This is a genomic window from Dyadobacter soli (assembly GCF_900101885.1).
Lineage (GTDB): Bacteria > Bacteroidota > Bacteroidia > Cytophagales > Spirosomataceae > Dyadobacter > Dyadobacter soli.
This window is the reverse complement of sequence record NZ_FNAN01000018.1, coordinates 74,732-99,520: the sequence shown is the minus strand read 5'-3', so window position 1 is coordinate 99,520 and position 24,789 is coordinate 74,732. Positions and strand designations below refer to the sequence as shown.

Annotated in this window: 24 protein-coding genes and 1 riboswitch; of the genes, 7 read left to right on the top strand and 17 right to left on the bottom strand. The window is 49.4% G+C overall.

Translation table 11 applies throughout. The annotated features are described in order from the left end of the window. Window positions 1–56 precede the first annotated feature (56 nt). The 4 genes from BLQ88_RS26885 to BLQ88_RS26870 form a co-directional block, all read right to left on the bottom strand. Window positions 57–1,232 carry a helix-turn-helix domain-containing protein gene (locus BLQ88_RS26885; protein WP_229212884.1) on the bottom strand — a complete coding sequence of 392 codons (1,176 nt, stop codon included), beginning with the start codon at window positions 1,230–1,232 and terminating at the stop codon, window positions 57–59. Between the two features lie 74 nt (window positions 1,233–1,306). Then, window positions 1,307–1,918, bottom strand: coding sequence for a cytochrome c oxidase subunit 3 (locus tag BLQ88_RS26880; RefSeq protein WP_090156100.1), 612 nt, complete (start codon window positions 1,916–1,918; stop codon window positions 1,307–1,309). 89 nt (window positions 1,919–2,007) lie between these two features. Then, window positions 2,008–2,817 carry a 4-(cytidine 5'-diphospho)-2-C-methyl-D-erythritol kinase gene (gene ispE / locus BLQ88_RS26875; protein ID WP_090156099.1) on the bottom strand — a complete coding sequence of 270 codons (810 nt, stop codon included), beginning with the start codon at window positions 2,815–2,817 and terminating at the stop codon, window positions 2,008–2,010. A 24-nt stretch (window positions 2,818–2,841) separates the two neighbouring features. Then, window positions 2,842–4,305, bottom strand: a complete 1,464-nt coding sequence (locus BLQ88_RS26870) for a M20/M25/M40 family metallo-hydrolase (protein WP_090156098.1) — start codon at window positions 4,303–4,305, stop codon at window positions 2,842–2,844. A 306-nt stretch (window positions 4,306–4,611) separates the two neighbouring features. Here BLQ88_RS26870 and BLQ88_RS26865 point away from each other — a divergent pair, with 306 nt between their 5' ends. After that, window positions 4,612–6,099 carry a xylulokinase gene (locus BLQ88_RS26865; RefSeq protein WP_090156097.1) on the top strand — a complete coding sequence of 496 codons (1,488 nt, stop codon included), beginning with the start codon at window positions 4,612–4,614 and terminating at the stop codon, window positions 6,097–6,099. An 84-nt stretch (window positions 6,100–6,183) separates the two neighbouring features. Here the strand turns inward: BLQ88_RS26865 and BLQ88_RS26860 are convergent, their stop codons facing one another. Beyond that, window positions 6,184–6,528, bottom strand: coding sequence for a single-stranded DNA-binding protein (locus BLQ88_RS26860; RefSeq protein WP_090156096.1), 345 nt, complete (start codon window positions 6,526–6,528; stop codon window positions 6,184–6,186). Window positions 6,529–6,775: 247 nt separating this feature from the next. Here BLQ88_RS26860 and BLQ88_RS26855 point away from each other — a divergent pair, with 247 nt between their 5' ends. Together BLQ88_RS26855 and BLQ88_RS26850 are read left to right on the top strand one after the other, a co-directional pair. Next, window positions 6,776–7,132 carry a hypothetical protein gene (locus tag BLQ88_RS26855; protein ID WP_090156198.1) on the top strand — a complete coding sequence of 119 codons (357 nt, stop codon included), beginning with the start codon at window positions 6,776–6,778 and terminating at the stop codon, window positions 7,130–7,132. Window positions 7,133–7,162: 30 nt separating this feature from the next. Further along, on the top strand, window positions 7,163–8,038 hold the full coding sequence (locus tag BLQ88_RS26850) for an aldo/keto reductase (protein WP_090156095.1): 876 nt from the start codon (window positions 7,163–7,165) through the stop codon (window positions 8,036–8,038). A 45-nt stretch (window positions 8,039–8,083) separates the two neighbouring features. On the opposite strand, the gene BLQ88_RS26845 is transcribed toward BLQ88_RS26850, so the two are convergent. Next, the gene (locus tag BLQ88_RS26845; protein WP_090156094.1) at window positions 8,084–8,668 is read right to left on the bottom strand and encodes a hypothetical protein; all 585 of its coding nucleotides are present in this window, start codon (window positions 8,666–8,668) and stop codon (window positions 8,084–8,086) included. Between the two features lie 132 nt (window positions 8,669–8,800). Between BLQ88_RS26845 and prfA the strand changes: the two genes are divergently transcribed. Further along, window positions 8,801–9,874, top strand: a complete 1,074-nt coding sequence (gene prfA / locus BLQ88_RS26840) for a peptide chain release factor 1 (RefSeq protein ID WP_090156093.1) — start codon at window positions 8,801–8,803, stop codon at window positions 9,872–9,874. A gap of 16 nt (window positions 9,875–9,890) precedes the next feature. Here the strand turns inward: prfA and BLQ88_RS26835 are convergent, their stop codons facing one another. From BLQ88_RS26835 to BLQ88_RS26825, 3 genes are all read right to left on the bottom strand, one after another. Beyond that, complete coding sequence (locus tag BLQ88_RS26835) at window positions 9,891–10,121, bottom strand: hypothetical protein (RefSeq protein ID WP_090156092.1); 231 nt, start codon at window positions 10,119–10,121, stop codon at window positions 9,891–9,893. Continuing rightward, entirely contained in the window at window positions 10,118–10,297 is a 180-nt protein-coding gene (locus BLQ88_RS26830) for a type II toxin-antitoxin system HicA family toxin (RefSeq protein ID WP_229212890.1), read from the bottom strand. The genes BLQ88_RS26835 and BLQ88_RS26830 overlap by 4 nt, the downstream gene beginning before the upstream one ends. A gap of 121 nt (window positions 10,298–10,418) precedes the next feature. After that, the gene (locus BLQ88_RS26825) at window positions 10,419–11,021 is read right to left on the bottom strand and encodes a thioredoxin family protein (protein WP_090156090.1); all 603 of its coding nucleotides are present in this window, start codon (window positions 11,019–11,021) and stop codon (window positions 10,419–10,421) included. Window positions 11,022–11,090: 69 nt separating this feature from the next. Here BLQ88_RS26825 and BLQ88_RS37610 point away from each other — a divergent pair, with 69 nt between their 5' ends. Next, window positions 11,091–11,189 carry a glyoxalase superfamily protein gene (locus BLQ88_RS37610; RefSeq protein WP_374754775.1) on the top strand — a complete coding sequence of 33 codons (99 nt, stop codon included), beginning with the start codon at window positions 11,091–11,093 and terminating at the stop codon, window positions 11,187–11,189. Here the strand turns inward: BLQ88_RS37610 and BLQ88_RS26820 are convergent. Then, entirely contained in the window at window positions 11,186–12,106 is a 921-nt protein-coding gene (locus tag BLQ88_RS26820) for a DMT family transporter (RefSeq protein ID WP_229212883.1), read from the bottom strand. The genes BLQ88_RS37610 and BLQ88_RS26820 overlap by 4 nt on opposite strands. Before the next feature lie 65 nt (window positions 12,107–12,171). Further along, a riboswitch (cobalamin riboswitch) is annotated at window positions 12,172–12,370 on the top strand. Between BLQ88_RS26820 and BLQ88_RS26815 the strand changes: the two genes are divergently transcribed. Further along, window positions 12,361–14,343 (top strand): TonB-dependent receptor plug domain-containing protein, encoded by a 1,983-nt coding sequence (locus tag BLQ88_RS26815; RefSeq protein ID WP_229212882.1) that lies wholly within the window; start codon window positions 12,361–12,363, stop codon window positions 14,341–14,343. Its footprint overlaps the riboswitch before it by 10 nt. A gap of 10 nt (window positions 14,344–14,353) precedes the next feature. Next, a complete protein-coding gene (locus BLQ88_RS26810) occupies window positions 14,354–15,433 on the top strand; it encodes a DUF5074 domain-containing protein (protein ID WP_229212881.1) in 1,080 nt (359 codons plus the stop codon). 57 nt (window positions 15,434–15,490) lie between these two features. On the opposite strand, the gene BLQ88_RS26805 is transcribed toward BLQ88_RS26810, so the two are convergent. The 7 genes from BLQ88_RS26805 to BLQ88_RS26775 all read right to left on the bottom strand — a co-directional run bounded on the left by BLQ88_RS26805 (window position 15,491) and on the right by BLQ88_RS26775 (window position 24,725). After that, on the bottom strand, window positions 15,491–16,114 hold the full coding sequence (locus BLQ88_RS26805) for a thioredoxin family protein (protein ID WP_090156088.1): 624 nt from the start codon (window positions 16,112–16,114) through the stop codon (window positions 15,491–15,493). 6 nt (window positions 16,115–16,120) lie between these two features. Beyond that, complete coding sequence (locus BLQ88_RS26800; RefSeq protein WP_090156087.1) at window positions 16,121–16,603, bottom strand: TlpA family protein disulfide reductase; 483 nt, start codon at window positions 16,601–16,603, stop codon at window positions 16,121–16,123. A gap of 119 nt (window positions 16,604–16,722) precedes the next feature. Beyond that, window positions 16,723–17,463 carry a tetratricopeptide repeat protein gene (locus tag BLQ88_RS26795; protein WP_229212880.1) on the bottom strand — a complete coding sequence of 247 codons (741 nt, stop codon included), beginning with the start codon at window positions 17,461–17,463 and terminating at the stop codon, window positions 16,723–16,725. A 68-nt stretch (window positions 17,464–17,531) separates the two neighbouring features. Continuing rightward, window positions 17,532–18,869, bottom strand: a complete 1,338-nt coding sequence (locus BLQ88_RS26790) for a DEAD/DEAH box helicase (RefSeq protein WP_090156086.1) — start codon at window positions 18,867–18,869, stop codon at window positions 17,532–17,534. Between the two features lie 37 nt (window positions 18,870–18,906). Further along, window positions 18,907–19,902, bottom strand: coding sequence for a class 1 fructose-bisphosphatase (gene fbp, locus BLQ88_RS26785; RefSeq protein ID WP_090156085.1), 996 nt, complete (start codon window positions 19,900–19,902; stop codon window positions 18,907–18,909). 265 nt (window positions 19,903–20,167) lie between these two features. Beyond that, window positions 20,168–22,810: a valine--tRNA ligase gene (locus BLQ88_RS26780; RefSeq protein ID WP_090156084.1), complete on the bottom strand. Its 2,643-nt coding sequence runs from the start codon at window positions 22,808–22,810 to the stop codon at window positions 20,168–20,170. Between the two features lie 76 nt (window positions 22,811–22,886). Then, entirely contained in the window at window positions 22,887–24,725 is a 1,839-nt protein-coding gene (locus BLQ88_RS26775) for a sensor histidine kinase (RefSeq protein ID WP_090156083.1), read from the bottom strand. Between the last annotated feature and the right edge of the window lie 64 nt (window positions 24,726–24,789).

The window sequence follows — 24,789 nt, the reverse complement described above, 5'->3', positions numbered from 1 at the left end:
GTCCCAAACTCCTCAGAAACGACCGTCCTGATCCGTTCGAAGTTCTTCCCGATAAGTCAGAACTTCTGGTTGACGTACTTTTTGCGGTATTCCGAGGGTGTCAATCCTGAAATCTTACGAAAAGCCGTATTGAATGCCGACTTTGAATTATAGCCTACCATCTGTCCTATTTCCTCAATTTTGATGTACGCATTGCCCTCGTCCGCGAGCAACCGCTGAGCCTCCTGAATGCGGTATGCACCGAGAAAATCGAAAAAACTCTGCTTCAATTCCTCATTGAGTATTTGAGACAAATGGTGTGTAGACACGCCGAGCTTTTTGGAAAGGGCCGGCAGGGAAAAGCCCGGATCGAGGAATGGCTTTTCTTCCAGCATTACCGCTTGGAGTTTGCGGAGCGTCGCGGATTGTATTTCCTCGGTTAGGGAAGATTTTTCATACTTCCGGGTGATCCGCTCAGCCGGTTCGTGGAAGAACAGCGACCTCCTTAACACTGTAAAGCTCGTAATGTAAATGATCAGGGAAATAAATGCGGCGATAATGTGGTCGCCCAGATCGTGGCGGAAGGAAATCCGGACGATAAAGAAGACCAGCACCAGGAATGTCAGTTGCAGCGACATATCCCTGAACCAGGTGAGCGAGCTCTTTTCACCGGTAAAAAAAGAAGTACCGCGATTCCGGAATGCCCTGGTAAGCGCCACGAAACTTGCGATACTGTAAATGACCATACTCGCAAAAGTAAGGTCGTTGATATGCCATTTTGGATAAAACATCCAATCGCTGCCATACCTTGTGGCTGCAATTGTTGCCATTTCAGGATGAAAAGAGCCAATGTTTGCATTGTACTTGAATGCAAGGCCTTGTGGGTATACAAGCGCGCACATGTACGCGAGGTAAATGATCGCAGGAATAAAATGCAACCATGCGCGCCTGGCAATCCGCTGGTTAACACCTGTTTGCGTGTACAGGAATGCCGTCGGGGCCATGACCAGATTCAGTGGTTCACTGAAATCCACCAGCCACAGCACGCGGAACATATAATTGGTATATCCCAGCCACACATCGCTGATAATCACCGACATCGCCAGAATCAGAATTCCCAGAAATAGGTTTGAGCGATTGCTGCCTTTCGTATGTGAGAGGAAAACGTAGGCTAAAATCAGCCCTTGCACACACCCGAGCAGAATGAACAGGGAGAAAAGGTCGGTACGGATCGGAGGTGAAGCGGGGATCATGTGATTACATCTCGGATTCCAAATATACGAATTCGGGAATGCAACTTCGGCAGGTTATCACTGTAAACCAGCTTCTAATAGAGTACAATCAGAAAGATGAACACCACCAGCCAGAGCGCGCCGGTGAAATGCCAGTAGCGGGTGAAAAGCTTAATGCGGAGGCGGTTTGGCGGGTTAACACTGTAAACAAAAGAGTCGACATAACTTCTATTCTTCACAGCCTTCCTGAACAGATAACTCAGGTACAGCACGCCACCCATCATATGAAGCAGGTGAAGGCCCGTCAGCAGGTAAATGAACCCTTCCGAAGTATTCACGCCGCTGAAAACGCCCGAATTGACCATTTCCATCCATCCGCCTGTCTGCAACATGATGAAAATAAACCCGAGCAACAGCGTAGCACCGAGAAATACCCGGTAATGCAGGAAACGTTCGTTGGTGAAAGCGAGGTTTGCTTCGTGAAGTGTAATGCTACTGAACAAAATGACGAGCGTACTCAGCCAAAACATATCCGGCAATGCAACCAGATGGGCCGTTTCTTTGTGTGCGCGTAAAAGGAAAATGACGAAGATTGAGGTAAAGAGCACCGAGCTGCCTGCAACTCCCAACCAAAGCATAAAGCCAAGCGGCTCACGACGTTTGGTGAAGGGGTTTTCGGTTTGCTTAGTTGTGTGCTTCGGACTCATCTGCCTATCATTGATATCTTCGAAAAGCGCAATTCAAAGTGAATATAACGACTAATTTACACCTTAATACATAACCCGAGGGTTAAATTTTACTTAAGAAATCCCTGCCACAGACGAAAATCGGGGAAATGGTGTTTTACATTTTGTTCCTGCCCGAAAATACCGAACAGCGTTGATCCCGAACCGCTCATGGCCGCATACTCCGCTCCAAGGCCGTATAATTTTTCTTTCACTTCCCCCAAAAGAGGATATTTTTCAAAGAGCGTTGCTTCAAAATCGTTCCGCACACGGCCTTTCCATTCTGTAATTGGCTCCCGAAGTATATTACGTAAATTTTCGCTGCTCCGTTTCGCGACTACGCCGGAATATGCTTCAACGGTCGAAATATGAATGCCCGGGTTTACGAGCACGATCCATTTTCCTGAAATATTTATGTCTATGCTATCGAACCGGTCGCCTTTTTCGAAGCAGTACATGGGTTTGTTCCGGATGAAAAACGCGCAGTCGCTGCCGATGAGCCGTGCATATTTTTCCTGCTCTTCAATGGAAATACCGAGCTCAAACAACTGGTTCAGCGCCTTGATGGTAAAAGCCGCATCCGCAGATCCTCCGCCCAGTCCCGCCCCGATCGGCACCGTTTTCAATAAATGTATTTTGACGGGAGGCAACTTAAAATTCGTCCTGAGCATTTCGTACGCTTTCGTGCAGAGGTTATTTGCCGCATTGCCGGGAATTGTGATCCCGTCGGAATGAAAGGAAAAATTCTCCGCCAAAGTAATTTCCAACGCATCCGACCAACCTACGGGATAGAAACAGGACTCGATGTTATGAAACCCGTCCGGGCGCTTTTCGACGATATTTAAACCGATATTGATTTTGGCATTCGGAAATACTAGCATTGTACTTTCAATTGCGGCAAAAGCTTACTGTTCCCAGCGCCACTCCTGTCCGATAATCAGTTCTTCTTTCAATCCTTGCGATATCAGATATTCACGGGTTTTCTGGTCCGACAATTTCTTCACCGCGATATTCTCTGCATTGGACAATGCGTAAAGGTACATGGAAGCAATGCGAACCGTATTTTCCAGCTGGTCTTTGTTTACCAGGCTGAAATCGTCGCAGTCTGCGTGATAGCATTGCAGCACATTGGGATCGAGGTGCCCGGATAGACCTGCAATCGGAACGCCTTCCAGCATAAAAGGCTGGTGGTCGCTGTGCAAGCCTGCCCGATTGGCTGTCTCATTCTTATAGTCATGATCCACAGACTGGATCGCCTGCCCGACCGTCGCAAAAAACTCCATCATTTCATCCCGCCCGAACGTGTTGGCTCCGTTCGGATCGTTGGTCATATCGAGGTTCATCATATAGGATATCTTCTCGATCGCACCGGATTTTTTCAGCTCGCTTACGAAATGTTTTGAACCTAGCAATCCCTGCTCCTCGCCCATAAACAGCACGAACTGAATGGTCCGCTCCGGTTTTACTTTCAATGCTTTGAATGCCCTGGCCACGTCCATTACCGCAAAAGACCCGATTCCATTATCAATCGCGCCGGTAGCCAGGTCCCACGAGTCGAGATGGCCACCGATAATGACTTTTTCATCCGACTTCCCTTTCAGCGTAGCGATCACATTACGGGCTTTGATCGGCTTTGAAATGTTGTGCATATCAATATGCGCCTCCAGAGGACCTTCGTCCTGGATCCATTTCCGGATCTCGTGGCCGCTTTCATTGGAAATACAAACCGCCGGAATGGAAATGATCGCACCCGTTACCGACGCTGTGCCGGTAAGCAGGATCTTACCCGGTGCGCCGTTGACCATAATCATTCCCCGCGCGCCGTATTTGATCGCCAACGCCGTCTTCTCCGACCGGTGCAGGTTCTTTTTGCCTGCTGCACCAACAAGGTTGATGTTGGCCATGGCGATTTTGCCTTTTACTTTGTCTTTCAGGGCCAGAAAATCTTCTTCCAAGCCATTGCCGACATCCACAATTTCACCTTGCAGATTGGATTCGACGGGCGAGTGCGCGAGGGAAACCACGGGAACGTCACGGAAGTTGTCACTGCTGCCAGGCGCGATGGACAGCGTAACGGTGTCGCGCATCCATGCTTCTACTTCAAACGGCTGATAAACCACATCCGTGAAGCCGTAGCTTTTCAACAGCTTGAATGCATATTCCTCCGCCTTTTCACCATTTACGCTTCCGGTAAGCCGGTGCCCGATGGTTTTGGTAGCGTCGCCAAGTGTTGTATAGGCCTTACTATTCTGCCTGATCTCCTTATCAAGACGTGAGAACTGTTTCTCCCACTTTTTGTCGACAGGACGAAACTCCGAAAACAACAGAAACAGCCCGCCAATGAGAACGACTTGTACAACTTTCTTCATAATTCCCGATAAAGGATGTCAGCAACTTGAAATTTTCCTCAAATATCGCATAGATATTTGACCTCTTGCAAGATAAACACAAAGGAGACCCTAAAATCAACCCTTTAGTTTCATCAGGTCATCAATATACCTCAATTCCGGGTGAACTGACATCACTTTCTAATCTGCATTCGGCACATTCATATTTAAGTGTAAAATTTACACTTATTATGTTTCTTTTCTTAAAGTTATTTGAACATTTTTGTACTTTTTAGCACTTATATTTAAACATTGAAGCTCTTTAAATCAAAATAATCATATTTCGCAATGTATTTCCTTGGATTCGATTTAGGCAGTTCGTCCGTCAAAGCTTGTTTGATTCACGCAGATACCGGGGCAGTTGCCGCCTCCGCATTCTATCCTGAAAGGGAAATGACCATTGCAGCTCCCAAGCCGGGCTTTGCCGAACAGCAGCCGCAGATGTGGTGGGAAAATGCATGTCTGGCTTCAAAAGCGGTTATCCAAAAAGCAAACGTGTCCCCCGACGAAGTGGGTGCCATCGGTATATCTTACCAGATGCACGGGCTCGTGGTCGTGGATGAAAACCTGAATGTCCTTCGCCCGTCCATCATCTGGTGCGACAGCCGTGCCGTCGAGGTAGGTAACCAGGCGATGGAGGCATTAGGCGAAGAATATGTACTGCCGCATTTGCTTAACTCACCTGGTAATTTCACCGCCTCCAAACTGGGTTGGGTGAAACAGAACGAGCCGGAAGTTTACGCGAAAGTCCACAAGTTCATGCTGCCCGGCGACTACCTGGCCGCGCGTATGACAGGCGAAGTGGTTACTACGCCATCCGGACTTTCCGAAGGTATATTCTGGGACTTCGTCAACCAACGCCCGGCCGATTTCCTGTTCGATCATTTCGGTTTCAGTCACGATATCCTCCCCGAAGTGCTTCCGACTTTCGCGGAGCAAGGCAAAGTTACTGCTGCCGCTGCTGCTGAGCTGGGCCTGAGGGCAGGCATTCCTGTTACTTACCGCGCCGGCGACCAGCCCAACAATGCATTTTCACTCAATGTACTCGAACCGGGCGAAGTAGCGGCAACTGCCGGAACTTCCGGGGTCGTATACGGCGTGAGCGACCAGATCAAATTCGATCCGAAATCGCGTGTCAACACATTCCTGCACGTAAACCCGATTTCTTCCGCATCGCGGTACGGCGTTCTGCTATGCGTGAACGGAACCGGAAGCCTGAACGGCTGGCTGCGCAATGCACTATTCCAGGGCAATATCTCTTATCCGGAAATGAACAACCTCGCGGCGCAAGCGCCCGTGGGATCCGATGGATTGTTCTGTTTACCGTTTGGTAACGGCGCCGAGCGAATGCTCGAAAACCAGGACCCGGGAAATACGTTCAAAGGACTGCAGTTCAGCCGCCACGGACTTAGCCACTTTACGCGCGCCGCGCAGGAGGGCATTGTTTTCGCACTTTATTATGGTATGGAAATCATGGAAACCGTGGGCGTATCTCTTAAAAACATCCGTGCAGGCGAAGCCAATATGTTCCTCAGCCCGGTTTTCAGGGAAACATTTGCCAATGTCTCCGGCGCCACCGTCGAGCTTTACAATACCGACGGCGCACAAGGTGCTGCACGGGCTGCCGGCTTCGGACTCGGTTATTACAAAAACCGCGAAGAAGCATTTACCGGTCTGACCGCATTGCGTACGATCGAGCCCGATGCAACTCATACGCAAGCAACGCGCGAGGCTTACGGCAACTGGAAAGCTACGCTCGAAAAAAGCCTTTCATAAGCAAAACATAGGCCTCATGTCGACCAAGGCATGAGGCCTGCCTTATATTCTTCTTCCCGATACATTCCTTGCCTGCGACGCGCGCTAGCCTTCTACACCCGCCGACTCCTGCCTTTTGACATACTCTTCGACCTTGTAGGCCGTCACTTCCGACCGTCTGACATTCCGGCCATCTTTGCTCACGTATTGCCGGTAACTCAGCCGTCCTTCGATAGTAACCATTTTCCCGGTCGTCAGGAACGTTTCGCAACGCTCGGCCAGTTCTCGCCACACCACTACCTGATGCCATACCGTGTTTTTGACTTCCTCCTTATTCTTGTTCAGATATCCTTCGTCCGTCGCCAGTGAAAAACTGAGCATTTTACCGCCTTCAAACTCCTTTACATTGATTTCGCGGCCTACATTTCCGATTAACTTTACCGAGTTCATTTTACAAATGTTTAGATGATAAATATTGGTACCGGACCGAAATGCGAACCGGTAATGCAAAGGTGTGATGGCCGCAAAAATGGAGCCGGTTTTTAAATGCTTATAATCGGATATAAACGTTTGTAGTCGTTTGCAAACGGATAAATGTGGGTTCTTGAACCCTGCAAGCGATTTTTACTATATTGCAACTCAGGAAAATCTATGCACACTGCCAAGCTTCAACGAGTCTGGCGCAAACGAAAAAGACATGAAGAATTGCCAGGAATGCGGTGAACCTATCATGGGCAGAATGGACAAAAAGTTCTGTTCCGACCTGTGCCGGAACAGCTTCAACAACCGCCTCAATTCGAATTCTCACAATGTTGTGCGGAACATTAATAACCAGCTACGGAAGAATCGCAGGATCCTGGAAACGCTTTGTCCGGACGATAAATCCAAAACCACCAAGAACGTTTTACTGGCCAGCGGCTTTGATTTTAACCACATTACCCATATCCGCCCGACCCTCAAAGGCAGCATTTACCACTTCGTCTACGACTACGGCTACCTGGAACTGGACAATGATTTTTATCTGATCGTTAGGGATAACCGAATGGAGAAATAGATATTTTTGCAGGAATTCAAACTACCACCGATGAAAAAAGTAAGCCTCAGCGATTCCGGCCCGAAAGTTTCGGAAGCAATTTATGGTTTTTGGAGATGGACCGATGAAGGTGCCGTCACCACCGCGCAAATTGAAAAAACGGTCAATCTCTGCCTCGATCTGGGCATCAATACATTCGACCATGCTGACGTTTACGGCGACCATACGATTGAAGAGCATTTCGGCAAAATCATTGCCAACAAGTCGTTCAAACGTGAGGACATCGTCCTGTTCAGCAAATGCGGCATCAGGCAGTCGGAGGATAAATCATTGACGTACTACGATAATTCGCGTGAGCACATTATCAACAGTATCAACGGTTCACTCAAACGGCTTAAAACCGATTATCTGGACATTTTCTTGCTGCACCAAAGCGATTTGCTCGCCGATCCGGAGGAGACAGCCATGGCATTGGCCGAAATCGTGACTTCCGGCAAGGCAAAACACATCGGCGTTGCCAATTTTACGGTGTTCCAGCACCAGTTGCTCGCGTCATACCTTCGCATTCCGATCGTTACGAACCATATCGAACTGAATTTGATGAATACGACGGCGATCGAAGACGGCCGCATTGATTTCATCAAACAGAGTTTCAGCAAACCCCTCGCATGGGCGCCGCTCGCAGGCGGTAAAATCCTGAATGGTACCGATGAAAAGGCCATTCGGTTAAGAACAAAACTGGAAGAAGTCGGTAAAAAATACGACGCCAATATCGAACAAACGGCCGTCGCCTGGCTTATGAAACTGGGCACATTACCCATTATCGGATCGCTTTCCGAAGCCCGCATCCGCAATGGAGCCAGCGCTTCGGATGTAAAACTCAGCCGGGAGGATTGGTATGATATCTATCAGGTTGTAGGGAAGTAAAAACTGGAAAGGGTATCGTTCTTAACGAATAATACCCTTTCTAAATCAATCCTTCAACTGCTTGGCATCCAGCTTTCTGATGATTTCTTTCTTGTTGAAAAGCAGCCGCCAGACGGCGAAAGTAGTGTCCTGACCGGCCATGCATTTCTTGCAAATAACGCTCTCCGCTGAAACGGGGGCGTTATAGACCAGCAGGGTGTCGTTGAGTAGTTGCAAATTATCTCCTGCCTGCGTGTTGCTTTTGGCACTGTAAGCATATGCGTCGAGTATTTCCCGTTCCTTGGCGTGCAGGTCGGGGCGCTTCACGTCGTTAGTACCGAACAATTCGACTTTAACGCCATATTCCTTTTCCAAAGCAGCAATTACCGGAATGCCGCTCAGGTCACGGCAATGTGGCAACCCGGCGTCGGGATTCTTTTCGAGTTCGCCTTTCAATGCTTTTTCAGCGATCTGCGCGATTTTCTTTCCCCATTCATCCGCTGACGATATCAGTTGCACGTTGGTAACGCGCTTGATCTGCGACGCTTTTATTTCGCGACTCAGCTCCTTGGTGTTTTCAAGTCGGCCACTTTTAAAATCGCAACCCACCAGTATGCCTGCCAGTATTGCGATACCTATTATTTTTTTCATTGTTCTAAATGTTAGTTTAATCCAGCAAACGGTATCTAGCACAGCATGCGGCCAGCCCCTTGAAACCATTCATTTAGCTAAAATGCGTATCTTTGTGCCCCGAATGCGAGATGCCAAAGATATTCAATAAAGATGATCGATAAATTAGAAGCTATAAAAGAACGGTTTGAAGAGGTTTCTCAACAAATCATACAACCGGAAGTGGTCTCCGATTCTACGCGTTATTCGAAGATCAGCAAGGAATATAAGGACCTTGGCAAGATCGTGGAGCAATATGCGCTTTATCAGAAGTTGCACAAGGACATTGCAGGCACCAAAGAACTTATAGCGACTGAAAAAGACGAAGATCTGCGTGAAATGGCCAAGGAAGAGCTCGACGACCTGGTTCCTAAACTGGCAGAGCTGGAACAGGCAATTAAAGAGCTGCTGATTCCGAAAGATCCCAATGACAGCCGTAACGTTATCCTCGAAGTTCGCGGTGGTACGGGTGGCGACGAGGCAGCTATTTTCGCCGGTGATCTTTTCAGAATGTACCAGCGCTTTTTCGAAAAAATGGGCTGGCGGTCATCCGTAATGGACTACACCGAAGGCACCAACGGTGGTTATAAAGAGATCATTTGTAAAGTCGAGGGTGAGGATGTGTATGGCAAAATGAAGTTCGAATCGGGTGTGCACCGCGTGCAGCGCGTTCCGCAGACGGAATCTCAGGGACGCATTCACACGTCGGCTGCTTCGGTAGCCGTTCTGCCGGAAGCCGAGGAAGTGGATGTGCAGATCAATATGAATGATGTTCGTGTCGATACTTTCCAATCGTCAGGTGCGGGTGGACAGTCGGTTAACACGACTTATTCCGCGGTTCGTCTGACGCATATCCCGTCCGGGCTTGTTGTGAGTTGCCAGGATGAACGTTCACAGCTTAAAAATAAAGATCGCGCATTGAGCGTACTACGCTCGCGCCTGTACGAGATCGAGTTGAAAAAGCACAACGACGCCATCAGTTCTCAGCGGAAATCCATGGTCGGCAGCGGCGACCGTTCCGACAAAATCCGGACCTACAACTACCCGCAAAGCCGCATTACCGATCACCGCATCGGATACACGGTATATAACTTGCCCGCCGTAATGGAAGGAGATATTGCGGAACTGATCGAAAAACTGCGCATTGCTGAGAATGCGGAAAGAATGCAGGAAGGGGAGGCGGTTTAAGAAACTAGCCTTCTAACTAATGAAGCGAACTTTCGGGTTTTTCAATAGGCAACCTTAATTCGATTTCATCCATATTATAACTGAAACCATCCTCGAAGAAGCTCAGATTGACCACTTCGAGGATGTTTTGTTTTAGCTCCTCCATATCATCACCCTGCGTGCCAATGAATTTGTCGGCAACGTCGCCAACGGCGCTAAACCCCTCCTCTTCCCTGATGACTTCCAGAACAATTTTTGGCTTTTTCATCTCTTATTGGTTTTTATATCTGCCTTCTTAAACAACGCTGCCAACAATCCCTTCTTCACTTCTTTCGAACCATGATAAGGAACCGACACCTGTCCCTTTTTGGTAGGATGCCGCATAATAACATGACTGCCTTCTTGCCTAACAATAAACCAATCATCATTTTTCAGTATTCTCATAAGCTCACTGCACTTCATATAAATTAGTTAAGTTAATAACAGGACACAGTTTTGAGAGCATCAAACCTGAAACTGCCGATTAATGACTATTTATAAGGAAGTTGAGTGAGTTAACTTATAGCTACTTCGCAGGGTACAAACTACCGTAAGTCTTCGCCTTATAGCTTTCGAAATCCTGCTTTTTGTGGTAATCATCCCCAAAGAATGTGATGATCTGGTGGAATTCCTTGGCTTTCAGGTACCCTGGCAGCGGCTGGATCATGTTGAATTTATCGTCCAGGAAGACGGTGGTGGGATAGCTTGGTTGGTTGTTGGTTAATGCCAATGCGATCTCGTTAATGCCCCGGCCGCCCTGGGCGAGGTATTTGAATTCTTTATCTCCAAGCTTGATTGTTCCTTTTTGCTCTGCGTCGAGCTTTACGGCGTAGAATTTCTTATTGATATAATCGGTTACGGCTTTGTCTTTGAACGTTTCGCGGTCCATCACCTTGCACCAGCCGCACCAGTCGGTGTAGACGTCGATCAGGACTTTGCGGGGCTCTTTCTGAATCTTGGCGAATGCTTCTTCGATGGTCAGCCATTGGATGCCTTCCGCAGGCTCGGCTTCTGCCAGCTTTCCTGCGCCCGGTTTTTCTTCGGGTTTGTTAGCGGTATCGGCTTTGAAACCGGTCTGCAATGTCAGCATTACCGGAAATATTATCAGCGATGACAGAAGTCGTTTCATGGTAATTTTTTAGATTTCTTCTCTTAAACAAATCTCAGCCACAAATCATTGCCTCAAAGCACAATCGACATGGAGGTCAGCAAAGTCATCCCAATTTTACGCATTTTTGACGAAACCAAAGCACAGGAGTTTTACATCGGCTGGCTTGCATTCAACGAACGGCTTTAAGCTTTTTTGGTTTTAGCCAAAGACACCAGAATGCCGCCGGTAATGATCAGCAACATACCCGTCAGCATCGAAAGCGTCGGGATAGCTTCTCCCATCAGGAAGCCGATCAATACCGAAAAAAGGATATTGGAATAGCCAACAGCGGCGACGCGCCCTGCTTTATCGTAGGTGAACGATTGCGTCAGCATTCGTTGCCCGATAAGCGCGGTAAGGCCCAATGTGAGAAATCCCAGCCATTGCCAGGCATTCTCCGGCCATTTGAATGTGCCTATCAGAAAATCCAGATGCTCCATTGGATAATAGGTACCGACCAGCATCGACAAAATGGGCATAACGATACCACTGAGCATAAAAGAAAGAATGATCGCGCGCGTATCATACACGACGCCGAGCTGCCGGATCGACAAATAGGAGACGGCCGTCAGTAATGCATTGCCTAGTCCCAACGCATTGTCGCGGAGGGAAGACGAGAGGTCGGGCCGGAAAACGAACAGAATACCCGTAAAACCCACGAATATGGCCATCCATTCCTTTCCATTGAGCGTCTCGCCGATAAGTAGCCATGAAAAGAGCGCAAGGAAAATCGGATAGGTATATTGATAGGTAGATGCGCGGCCGAGGCCGAGGGTCTGGATGGCGTAAAAGAGCATGTAAAGCGATAACGTACCCACTACTCCCCTGAAAATGAGCAGCCCCAACTTTCCACCTTCCTGCCTGAGAGGACGATTCCAGATGCTGCTGATGATAAATACTACCCCCACGATATTCCTGAAAAATACCAGTTGCACGATGTGGAATTCGCGGCCGAGCCATTTCGATATCGCAGACGTGAGCGAGAAGAAAAATGCGGCTCCCAGCATGAGGTAAATGCCTTTCAGGGAGGATGTGGTCGGAAAATTATCAGTAGAAGCGGCCAAAAGCAATCGTAATTTGGCGCAAAGATAGCGGTTATCCTACACAACAGAAAGTCGGGGGAAATGCCTAACTTTGCACCCGCTTGGTGCCATAAGCTGCTTCTAATCAGCAATTAGGCTTAATAGGGAATTCCGTGAGAACCGGAAACTGTCCCCGCAACTGTAAGTCTGCCCATTTGCGTCCCATCTTCATGCCACTGTTTACCGACGGGAAGGCACAGGACGCGAAAGACGAGCCAGGAGACCTGCCAGAGCATTTGATCGGCCCGTTTTCGGAGGAAAAGCGCAAGATCGACGCCAATCATTGCGATTTGAAAGTGTTTACCGACCGGAGATTTGTGGGATACTGGGTATTGTGGGCGAGTTTTGCACTCACATTGCCGGGTTATGCACAAAACGACTCCATTGCCCTCGAAACCGTAGTTGTGCGGGGCTTTGTACCGGAAAAATTCATGAGCGGCCTAAAAATTCAGGCCATCGACTCAGCTTCCCTCACACAGCTGAGGTTCCAGAACATCAGCGATGTTCTTTCTGCATTTACACCCATTGCATTCAGGAATTACGGCCCCGGCCAGCTTAGTACCGCCTCATTCAGAGGTACTTCCGCCAACCACACGGCTGTTTTGTGGAACGGACTCAATATCAATGCCCCTACCCTGGGTCAGACCGACTTCTCAACGATTCCCGTCGCCGGTTTTGATCAGCTCTCCATACAATACGGTTCCGCGGCCAGCATTGTGGGGTCGGATGCGGTGGGAGGAAGCATTTTACTGGGAAGTAAAGCGCCGGATAAGCCGCTTTCCGTAACCGCCGGGGCACAACGGGCGAGTTTTAACAATTACCAGGTGCAGGAAACTTTCCGCTATTTCACGCATTTGAATGAAAAATGGGAGTTTTCTGGAAAAACGGCGGTTTACAATGGCAAAATGAACAACGATTACCGGAAACCCTTGCGGCGGGGTTATCTGCTTTTGCCAACTGAAACCGCACAGAAAGGCATTGTCCAGGATTTGTTTTTCCGGGCGAAAAACGATCGGGAAATTTCCGCGCACATTTGGCTCACGGACAATAACCTCGTGCTCATTCCCGACGACGAAATGGGTCGCGAAATGACGCGTACCACGGCCTATCGCACGATGCTCCGCTACCAGGCAGGCTCGCTCGCTATGCGTACAGCCTGGGTAAGGGACATTATCGATTATGCCAAAGGCGACCTTTCCCGGCCCGACCATTCGGTAACGGATAAATTCGCTTCGAGAATTGAAAAGGACTTTATGCTAAATCTTGGAGACAATGTAAATCCTGTTTCCATCAAAGCCGGGGGCGAATGGACGCATTACCGCTCGCGCGTGCCCGGGTATGCGCAATCGCCCGTGAGCGAGAACCGCACGGACCTGTTTCTACTGACCCGCTGGCAGCCGACTGCGAGAATAATCACTTCTGTCAACCTCAGGCAAGGTTTGGTAACCGGCTACAATCCGCCGTTCACGCCTTCCGTGGGTTTGGAATATGGTTTGGTTCAAAAAATAAGGTATGATCTCAAAATCAAAGGTTCGGCCGGGCGCAGCTATCGCGTACCCACGCTGAACGAGCGCTATTGGAAAGATCTCGGGAATCCGGGTATCCGGCCGGAAACAGGCTGGAACAAGGAAATCGGCCTGGAACAGGCATTCAGAAGAGCGATTGGCGGCTCGTTGCGCACCTCAGCGACTTTTTACCATAACCGTATCAAAGACTGGACTTACTGGAACCCGTCGAGCGGCTTTCGCGTCGAGAACCTGCAACAGGTGCTGGCGCGGGGTATCGAGCTACAATTGAACTACCAGCGCCAAATCGGCTTCTGGCATACCGGCCTGGATGCCGGCTATGCATTCAACAAAAGCAGCCAGGAAAAAGCCTATGATAATTATTCTCAGGATGTTGTGGGTAAGCAACTGGTTTTCGTTCCGGAGCACACGGCGAATGTCAATATGTTCTTCCAGTATAAATTGACGCGGTTTACCACCCAGTTCCAGGCCGCCAGCAAGCGTTACTCCACTTCCGATAATATTCAATTCCTGGACGGTTACGGGCTGGTGACCCTGATCGGCGAGACGACCTTTCGGTTCGATGAGTTCAGGATGCATTTGCAGGCGCAGATCCGTAACGTTACCGACACGTTTTATCTGAATGTCAGAAATAATGCGATGCCGGGAAGAAGTTTTGCATTAAGTTTAACCTTTAGTTATGATTCCCAATAAATCAATGAAAATGAAAAAACAGTTAGCCAGTTCATTAGCAGTAGCGTTTTCTGCCGCATTGCTGTGGTCTTGTAACCAAAGCGACCCGGCTCCCAAAGGCGATTACGTAAGTGGTGTGTTTGTGTCGAATGAAGGCAATTTCCAGCAGAACAACGGTGCAGTATCCTTTTTCCCGCGTGAAAGGACTACCGCCGACCTCGATATTTTCGCCGCTGCCAATGGTACTGATCTGAAAGGCGGCGTGCAGGATTATACCGCATCCGAAAAACAGGGCATTATCCTCGTCGATAACTCTGCGGCGGGCCAGGACAGGGTACAGTTCGTTGAACGATACACTTTCAGAGATGAAGGTACCATCGGTGCACCGGACATCGAGAATCCCCGCGAAGTAGCGATCGCAGGCAGCAAGGCATATGTTTCCTGCTGGGGAACCAATGCAGATCAGAAATACTCGACCGGGTACATCGCGGTGATCGACCTTACTACTAAAAAGGTGACGAAGAAAATCAATGTTGCCAATGGTCCTGAAAACCTGGTCTATAATAATGGAAAACTTTACGTAGGAACTACGCAATGGGGTGCAGGAAACAGCCTGGCGATCATCAACACTACTTCCGACGAAGCAACATCGCCGATTTCGACACCTGGAATCGCCAATCCCGTGGGTATCGATGCAAATGGGAAGCTTTGGGTGAGCGCGGGTGATAAGGTGCTGCGCATTAATACAGAAAGCAATGCTACCGAAGCAACGATGACCATCGCTACCGGCGGCACCAAAGCAGTGGGTAACTTTGCGTTCAGCAATGATCTGAAATCTATTTTCTTCGTGCTTTCGTGGTTTGATGATGCCTTTAAGGAGCATGGTGCGACCTATAAATTCTCCATTTCCGATACGCAAATCGCGGTAGGAACACCGCTGATCCCCCGCCACTTCTCCGGCCTTGCCGTTGATCCGTCACAAGGGTTGCTTTACGGGGCTGTGAGCCCGTCGTACACGCAGGCGGGATACGCAGTGCGCTACCGCACGGACGGAAGTGTAGTCGATTCTATTAAAGTAGGCGTTATCCCAAGCGGATTCTTCTTCCAGTAATGCTAAATGTCAAACTGAGCGTACATCGCTGGTTCGCTCAGTTTGACATCATATTTTTTAAGCATTCTTCCATTTAATACCACATCCCACCGCTCTTGCCGATGGCGTGGTGACGGCTGTTTTACCTGCCAGAAGTTCATTCACTGCATTCTCCACATATTTCTGACTAGCGGCTTGCGGATCGCCCTGGTTGTTGTCGATCGCGCCGATGTAGGCTACTTTAAATTTCTCACCTTCTTTTCTTACCACAAACATGTGCGGGGTATTCGTCGCACCGAAGGCTTTGGTGATATTCTGCGTCTCATCCGACAAATACGGGAATGTATAACCCTTCGATTTAGCACGTTGCTGCATGGCCTGGAACGAGTCGCCGGGCGAAGCATTCACGTCATTCGGCTGAATGGCAATTACCGGATAGCCTTTTGCGGCATATTTTGCATTTAAGGCGATGATCCGGTCTTCGTAAGTTTTCGCTACCGGGCAGGTGTTACAGGTGAATGCGATAATGTATCCCTTTACTTCCTTCTGACCACTTAGCGACACCATTTTACCATCAATTCCCTTCAAACTGAAATCCTGAACCTCGTCGCCAACCTTGTAGCCGTCGGCCTTAAATGCGGTACCCTGAATGCAAAACGCCAGTAACAGCGCCAGAAACGATGCGGTTTTTACCTTTTTCATAAGCGTTTATAATTGATTGATAATGGATTGCAGTTCTCCTTCCTTCACGGGTTTACCAATAAATTTCCTCACCTGATTCTTCTCGTTCACGATCAGCGTCATTGGCAATGCACCCGACCATTCGGGCACCAGCTTATCGACCCAGGTATTCAGATCGGGCTCATTCAGTAAAACGACTTTCGATTTCAGTTTCCGCTGTTTCACGAACGGCTTCACTTTGTTATCCAGCGTTTTCACATCATCCATGCTCACGAGGAGCACCCTCACTTTTTTCGAAGCACCGGTTTTATTCAATGCCTCAAACTGCGGCAGCTCTTTCACGCAAGGCCCACACCAGGTCGCCCAGAAATTGACGACATTCAAAGTGTCGTCCTTTACCCGTACAAGCCGTTCCAGATCCTCGTATTTGACCACTTTTACCGACTGCGCGCGAATAGTCAGAGCCAGCAAGAAAAGCGGAATGATAAGATACCAGCGTCTTTGTTTCATGACCTAGTGCTGCACAAAAATTGTACCAATTTTTAGATAACAAAATGATTATGAGCAATATAAATAAAACAAAAAAGTCTCCCAAGCGGGAGACTTTGCAATTTCGGAACCATGCCACCTTATTTGAAAAAACCTTGCGGGTCGGGCATCTTCGCTTTTAATAGTTCAACAAAGTCGAGGTTAAGTTGACTGAAATCCAGCGTCCGGCCCTTGTGCAAATGATCCCACGACTTGTCGAGTTCGTTGAGATTGTAATGCAGCAATGCCAGGTTATACTGGCCGAGCGCGTAAGTAGAATCAATGGAAACAGCATGTTTCAGCAATTCGGCCGCCTCGTCCAACTCCTCTTTCCGGCTGGTGATTGCGAACAGTTTGAGTTCAACTGTCGACAGATCCACCAGCAGCGGTACATTGTCTCCTTGCAGGCTCACGCCCTTACTCAGCATTCTTTTCGCATCCACCCAGCTTTCGCGCTGGTACGATACAACTCCGAGCCCCCAGTAAGCTTCCACATTCTTGTCGTTCAACAGGTGGGCGAGATTGAAGCGGTAGCAGGCTGTGTCCAGAGAACCTTCCTGCAAATATTCCCACGCACGGGTCGCGAAAAAGCTGCTGGCCTCTGTGCGGCTGGAAAATGATTTGTCGCATTCACTCAGGAATTTGATCTCTTCATCAATCTGCTCCGATGTCTTGCTCACTTCCCCGAAGAGCGGGGTAACGCGCCTCTCTTTTAAATCGAGGGACTTTTTGGGGGCAACGTTTGTATCTGTGCTTGGACCCGCGCTTGCCAGATGCGTGTTTTGAGCGAAGCTCAGCACAGGTATCAAAAGGGCAAGCCAAATTACAACAGACTCTTTCATAATTGACTTTAATAGAAGAACAGGTTTCTATTGTCCAAGTTAAACGGATTTATTGGAATTGTATTGCATTACCTTCGTTTACTTCTTCCCGATGCTTGCCTGCGTCCCCTACTGGTATTCCCCGCGCCTTTCTTCGCCGGCGGATAGCTGTGTTTTTTCTCGTGAAATGCCCCTTTGAAGGTCGGATCTTCCTTCCGGCGCTGGTTATCGATTTCCCGAAGCATGTCCTGCCGCTCCTGGAAGGGCGTCTCGGCAATGTAAACATCGTCCGGGAACTCCGCCCTCGGAATTTCCATACGGATCATCGCTTCGATTTTCCGGATGTGGTATTCGTCGGCGATGGTCATAAAAGTGATCGCATTACCGATTGTATTAGCCCGACCGGTCCGGCCAATGCGGTGCACGTAATCTTCATAAATCAGCGGCACATCGAAATTGACCACATGGCTCACTTCGGTAATATCGATCCCGCGCGCTACGACGTCCGTCGCCACCATTACCCGGATATTTCCCTCGCGAAATGCTTCCATGGCATTAATGCGGGTATTCTGGCCCTTGTTTGCATGGATTACGCGTAATTCGGCTTCGGGGACTACGCGGCCCAGCAAATTCTGGTGCACGAGCCCGGCCACCTCGCGGCTGCGCGTAAACACGAGTACGCGTGTGAGGGTCTCTTTATCCTCTAATAAATAGGATAGTAAATTGATCTTGGTGCGAAAATTGGGCACCTCGTACAGCACCTGGGTTACCATTTCTGCGGCGGTAGCCTGCGGGGTAACCTCAATGCGGGTCGGGAATTCGAGGAATTCGTGGGAAAGGTTTTCGACTTTGCCGGAGAATGTCGCGGAGAAAAGCATATTCTGTCGTTTCCGCGGAATGATTTCAAGCAGCTTGCGGATTTGAGGCATAAAACCCATATCCATCATTTTATCGGCCTCGTCGAGCACCATTACATTCAGGTGCTTCACAACTATTTCTTCCTGGAAATACAAATCCATAAACCGCCCCGGGGTAGCCACGATAATGTCCACGCCTTTGCGCAATGCTTCGATCTGCGTTTTCGGGCCGACGCCGCCGTACAATACCACTGTGCGAATGTCGGTATACTTTCCGAGCTGCGTGATGGCTTCGGAAATCTGCATAGCCAGCTCGCGCGTGGGGGCCAAAATCAATGCCCGGGGATGCTGTCCCTGGGCATATTTGATGCGCATTAATAGCGGTAATGTATAAGCGGCGGTCTTGCCGGTACCGGTTTGAGCGATGCCCAGAATGTCCTGCCCGGCAAGCGCTACGGGTATTGCCTGTTCCTGAATGGGGGTTGGTTCGGTATAACCTGCTTCTTCAATTGCGTTGAGCAATTGCCGGTTGAGCTTGAACTGCTCGAATGAGTTTTGCGTCTCTTGCATTCGGCAAAGGTACGAAAACTAAAACGGTAGCCGGTTATCAGCCTTTCACAACGTCGTCCACAAGCTCGGAAGAGCCAATGTACAGCGGAGAACGCTGGTGGAACGACTGCGGCACAATGTCGAGAATGCTGCCAAAGCCGTCGCTCGCCTTACCGCCCGATTTCTCGGCGATGAATGCCAGCGGATAGCATTCATAAAGCAGCCTCAGCTTGCCTTTCGGGTCTTTTTTGGTGGATGGATAAAGGTAAATGCCGCCTTTGAGCATATTCCGGTGAAAATCGCCGACGAGCGAACCGATGTAACGCGCGCTGAAATTCCGCGACTTGCATTGTGCCACATATTGCTGCACAAACGGCGGGTAGCTGTGGTAATGCCCTTCGTTCACAGAATAGATTTTGCCATTAGCCGGCGTACCGATGCTTTTGTGTGATAAAATGAACTCCCCTAGCGAATGATCGAATGTAAAACCATTCACGCCATCGCCAGTTGAATACACGAGCATGGTCGACGAGCCATATAATATGTACCCTGCCGCTATCTGCTTGCGACCGCCTTGGAGAAAGTCCTCCATCGAAGCCGGGCCGTTAATGGGCGTTACCCTTCTGTAAATGGAGAAAATGGAGCCGATCGACACATTGACGTCGATATTCGAAGAACCGTCGAGCGGGTCCATGGCGACTACGTACTTGCCGTGGTCGTTGCCTGTGTGTATAATGTCCTCTTCTTCTTCGGAAAGGATGGCACAAACCTCCCCCCCATTCTTCAATGCACGAATGAACCGTACGTTGGCGACGATATCGAGCTTCTGCTGGTCCTCTCCCTGCACATTTTCGGTACCATTTCCACCCGCAATGTCGATCAGCCCCGCGCGGTTGATTTCCCGGTTGATGATCTTTCCGGCTAATGCAATGTCGCGCAGCAACTGCGACAATTCGCCCGTCGCGTAGGGGAACGCGCTTTGGCTGTGCATGATAAAACGGTCGAGCGTCACGCCCACCGGCACCACCAGGTCCTGTACTGTTTTCGTCGCCATAGTCAATTGAGTGTCATAAGATTGGCGGGAAATTTACACCCGGTTTTTTCCTATTTCCAAACAGTTTGAACTAATAAATTTTTTTAAAAATTAATATAATTTTATCTCCATTAATTCATGATTTAATCCTAAGGGTGAGCCATTTACGTGGTCGTCCCGTTGCACTTTTTAAATGTCGACGAGACATTAATCCGTATTCGTGCATAATAAAAAAGCACAAGACGCTCATGCCTTGTGCTTTAAAAAAGAGTTGTATTTCTGACGCTTATTTGAGTCTTGCCAATGCGTCGGTCAGTGTCGCGATCTTCGCTTCGGCGTCGGCTTGCTTCGCTTTTTCCTTTTCCACGATATCACCTTTCGCATTGGCGACGAAACGCTCGTTCGAAAGCTTTTTCATGACTGAGTCGAGGAAGCCTTTGGTGTATTCCAATTCACGGAGCAAATTTTCGCGTTCCGCCTCCACATCCAGTTCATCGGCCAGGTTTACAAAAAACTCATCCGACTTCACGCGGAACGAAGTTCCTTCCGCTTCGCCGGTCACATAGCTGATGCCTTCCACATTCGCCAGTTTTTCGATCAGCGGGGTCAATGCATTGTAGCGCTCGCTTGAATCGGTACGGATTGCCAGCGGTAATGCAGTTTTAGGGCTGATACCCTTCGAATTGCGCAGGTTGCGGATCGAAGAAACGAGTTCGAAGAGAATATCGAAGTCGTTCAGCATTGCCTGGTCAAACTCGGCGGCTTGCGGGAAATGTGCGATACAAATCGATTCCTTTTCGCCTCTTTCGATAATGTTCTGCCAGATTTCTTCCGAAATGAATGGCATGAACGGATGCAACAGGCGCATCTGGCGATCGAAGAAGTCCAATGTCGAATCGTAGGTCGAGAGGTCAATCGGCTGCTCGAAGCCCGGCTTGATCATTTCGAGGTATTGCGCGCAGAAATCGTCCCAGATCAGCTTATACACCGAATTCAATGCATCCGAAATACGGAATTTCGAGAAGTGGTCCTGTACTTCGGCCAAGGTCTGGTTCAGCTTGCTTTCAAACCATTGTACCGCCAGTTTCGAACCCTCGGGAACAGGCAGCTCGCTATCGACCGTCCATCCTTTCACCAAGCGGAATGCATTCCAGATTTTATTACCAAAATTCCGGCCCTGCTCGATCAGCTTCTCGTCGTAAGGCAAATCGTTACCTGCCTGCGAGCTGAAAAGCATGCCGGTACGGATGCTATCCGCTCCGTATTTCTCGATCAAATCAATCGGATCGGGCGAGTTACCGAGCGATTTCGACATTTTACGGCCCTGCTTGTCGCGCACGATGCCGGTCAAATACACATTCTTGAACGGATACTGGCCGCGGTATTCGTAACCCGCGATGATCATCCGCGCCACCCAGAAGAAAAGAATTTCGGGTGCGGTAACGAGGTCGTTGGTCGGGTAATAGTAATTCACATCCGCATTATCCGGCTCTTTGATACCATTGAAAACCGAAATCGGCCACAGCCACGACGAGAACCAGGTATCCACCACGTCGGGGTCCTGGGTAAGGTCTTCTTCGGTCAATGCAAAAAGCTGCAAATCGTGCTGGGCTTTGCGCAATGCCTCGCGCTTGGATTTGGCTACGATAATGGTGCCATCGTTCAGGTAGTACGCCGGAATACGGTGGCCCCACCAGAGCTGGCGGCTGATGTTCCAGTCGCGCACATTCTCCATCCAGTGGCGGTATGTATTCTTAAATTTCGCCGGAATCAGCTGCACCGTATCGTTCATCACATTGTCGAATGCCGGTTTGCTGATTTTCTCCATTTTCAAAAACCATTGCTCCGAAAGCCGGGGCTCGATCACCGAATCCGTCCGCTCCGAATGCCCTACATTCGACCGGTACTCCTCCACTTTCACGAGGTTACCCGATTCTTCGAGTAGCTTAATGATCTTCTTGCGGGCAATGAAGCGATCTTCGCCCACCAGGATCTGCGCCCTTTCATTTAATGTACCGTCTTCATTCAAAAGGTCGATAATGGGGAGGTTATGACGCTTTCCAAGCTCGTAGTCATTGGTATCGTGCGCAGGCGTCACTTTCAAACAGCCTGTACCGAATTCCATCTCCACATAATCATCCGCGATAATCGGAATAGCCCGGTTGATCAACGGAATGAGCACTTTTTTACCAATCAAATGCTGGTAACGCTCATCCGCAGGATTCACACAAATCGCCACATCGGCCATAATGGTTTCCGGACGGGTTGTAGCAATAGTAACGCCTTCCTCCATGCTCCCTCCTCCATTCTCCCCTTCCAAAGGATAGCGCAGGTAAACCAACTTTTGATTCACCTCCTTCATGATCACCTCCTCATCCGACACGGTCGTACGTGCCTGCGGGTCCCAGTTCACCATGCGGTGGCCGCGGTAAATATCACCTTTATTATAGAGGTCAATGAAAACGTCGATCACCGAATCGTACAAATCCGGCTCCATCGTGAAGCGCGTGCGGTCCCAGTCGCACGAGGCGCCGAGTTTGCGGAGCTGTTTCAGGATAATGCCGCCGTATTTGTGCGTCCATTCCCAGCAATACTCGATGAATTCGTCGCGGGTAATGTCGCGCTTGCTGATGCCGCGCTCTTTGAGCATCGCCACCACTTTGGCCTCGGTAGCAATGGAAGCATGGTCGGTGCCGGGTACCCAGCACGCCTCTTTGCCTTCCATCCGCGCCTTGCGCACGAGAATGTCCTGAATGGTATTATTGAGCATATGCCCCATGTGCAGCACGCCGGTGACGTTCGGCGGCGGGATCACGATGGTGTAGGGTTCTTTGTCCGGATTGGGTTTCGACTGAAAGAACTTGTTCTCGATCCAGTAGGAGTACCATTTATCCTCTATCTCCTGAGGGGCATAAGTTTTGGAAATCATTGCGTGTAGAAATTTACCGTAACTGTCGGTTAGTCATCTTAAAAAGACGGCAAGTTAGCGGTTACGGGCGATATTTCTAAACTATTTGCTCCTCTTTGCGGACCGGCAGCCAGATCGTAAATGTGCTTCCCTCACCCGGTTTGCTTTGCAGGCGAACGGTGCCTTCATGCGCTTCGACCATCTTTTTAACATAACTCAATCCGAGCCCGAAGCCTTTCACGTCATGCACATTGCCCGTAGGCACGCGGTAGAACGTGTCGAAAACGCGTTGCTGCTGCTCGCGGCTCATACCAATGCCCTTGTCGGCGATGGATATGGCAATGCCGCCGTTTTCATTTTTGGTATTGATGGTCAAATGCAGCTTTTCGGGCGAGTATTTGATCGCATTGTCGATGAGGTTATTCAAAATGTTGGAGATGTGCACCTCATCGGCGGCCACTACGTCCTCTTCCGCATCGAAGTTAAGGTCTACTTCGCCTTCCTTCTGCTCGATTTGCACGCTCTGGCCGTTCAATGCGGCGCCGATTAGATCATGCAGGTTGGTCTCAGTGATTTTAAGTTTAACATGCCCCTTATCGAGCAGCGCCATTTGCAAAACCTTCTCCACATGCGTGCCGAGCCGCTTGTTCTCTTCCCGGATAATGCCCAGGTAGCGGTCCAGCCGCGCGCCTTTCGGATTATCCATCAGCGAAGCCGAGTTTTCGTGCGCCATTTCCGCAGCCAATGCAATGGTCGAAATAGGCGTTTTGAACTCGTGCGTCATGTTGTTGATGAAATCGTTCTTAATATCAGAAAGCTTTTTCTGCCGCAGAATGGTCGTGACCGCCATGTAGAAGCAGGCCATGATCACAACAATTAGAATGCCCGAACCACCGAACATCACGCCCATATTGCTGAGAATGTAGCGTTGCTGGTCGGGGAAGAATACATATAATGCATTTTGCGCGGTCAATGTCTCATTGGGAAAAAGGGCCGCTTTGTAAGACCGGTCCTCCCATTCGCCCGGACGCATACTCACGGTCGAGAAAATGAGCGTGTCCGCCGACTGGCCAAGTACCGCGCCTCTTACCGCAAATTCGTACGGTAATGTAACACCATTCTGAATCAGCTGCTTTTTCAACAATGTATCCAGCAAAAAGCGGTTCACGCGCTGCTCGATGGGTCTTTTGGTATAAATAAAATCCTTCATTACCTCTTTGAGCAACTCGGCGCGGTCGGGTTCACCGGTGCTTATCAATGCCCGGGACTTTTGTTTGCCGCCCTTCGCATTATCGGGTAATGCCACTTTGCGGTTCGCTACATTCCGGGCAACGGAGTCCCTTTTTGAAAATTCACCTTTCCGGCGGATTTCCGAATCGGCCATACCGCGCATTGCATTTCCCAAACGGCGCTCATCATCCATCCTGCGGCGCATAAACTCGTCGATCCCGGCCATACCATATTGTTGTGCCTGGAAAAACTCTTCCATAATGCGCTGCTGATGATCGACCATCACCCTGAAATTAGGGCTCAGCACATCGGTAGGAACAGCTTCGGTGATGATCTGGTAATGTATTTCCTCGCCATTCGGGCCAATGGCGATCTCCATGCGGGGCTGCACGCGCGGCACCATTTCCTGAACGGGCGTTTTGGGTTTCGGAGGTGCGGTGCGCTTCACGGGCATTTCACGCAGCTGTGCAATGCGGTCGAGCTTGCTTTTTTGCTGCTCGGCCTCGATGCGGCGCTGGAGAAGGTACATCATTTCCTGCTTTTCCAACCGGTGCACCACTTGTTGTACCGACTCGGAGACCTTCTGGTTGAACTGGTCGTTCCGGATCGCGATTGCTTCCCTGATCCAGTACCATTGAAAGCCGATAAGCCCGATCAATGCGAGGCACATCAGCCCTACGATAATTTGTATTTTCCTTTTGGTCATAATTTCCGCTTCCCATGTGCAACGCGGGCCGTGCTTTGCCCGACATTTTGCCAAGAACAAATTT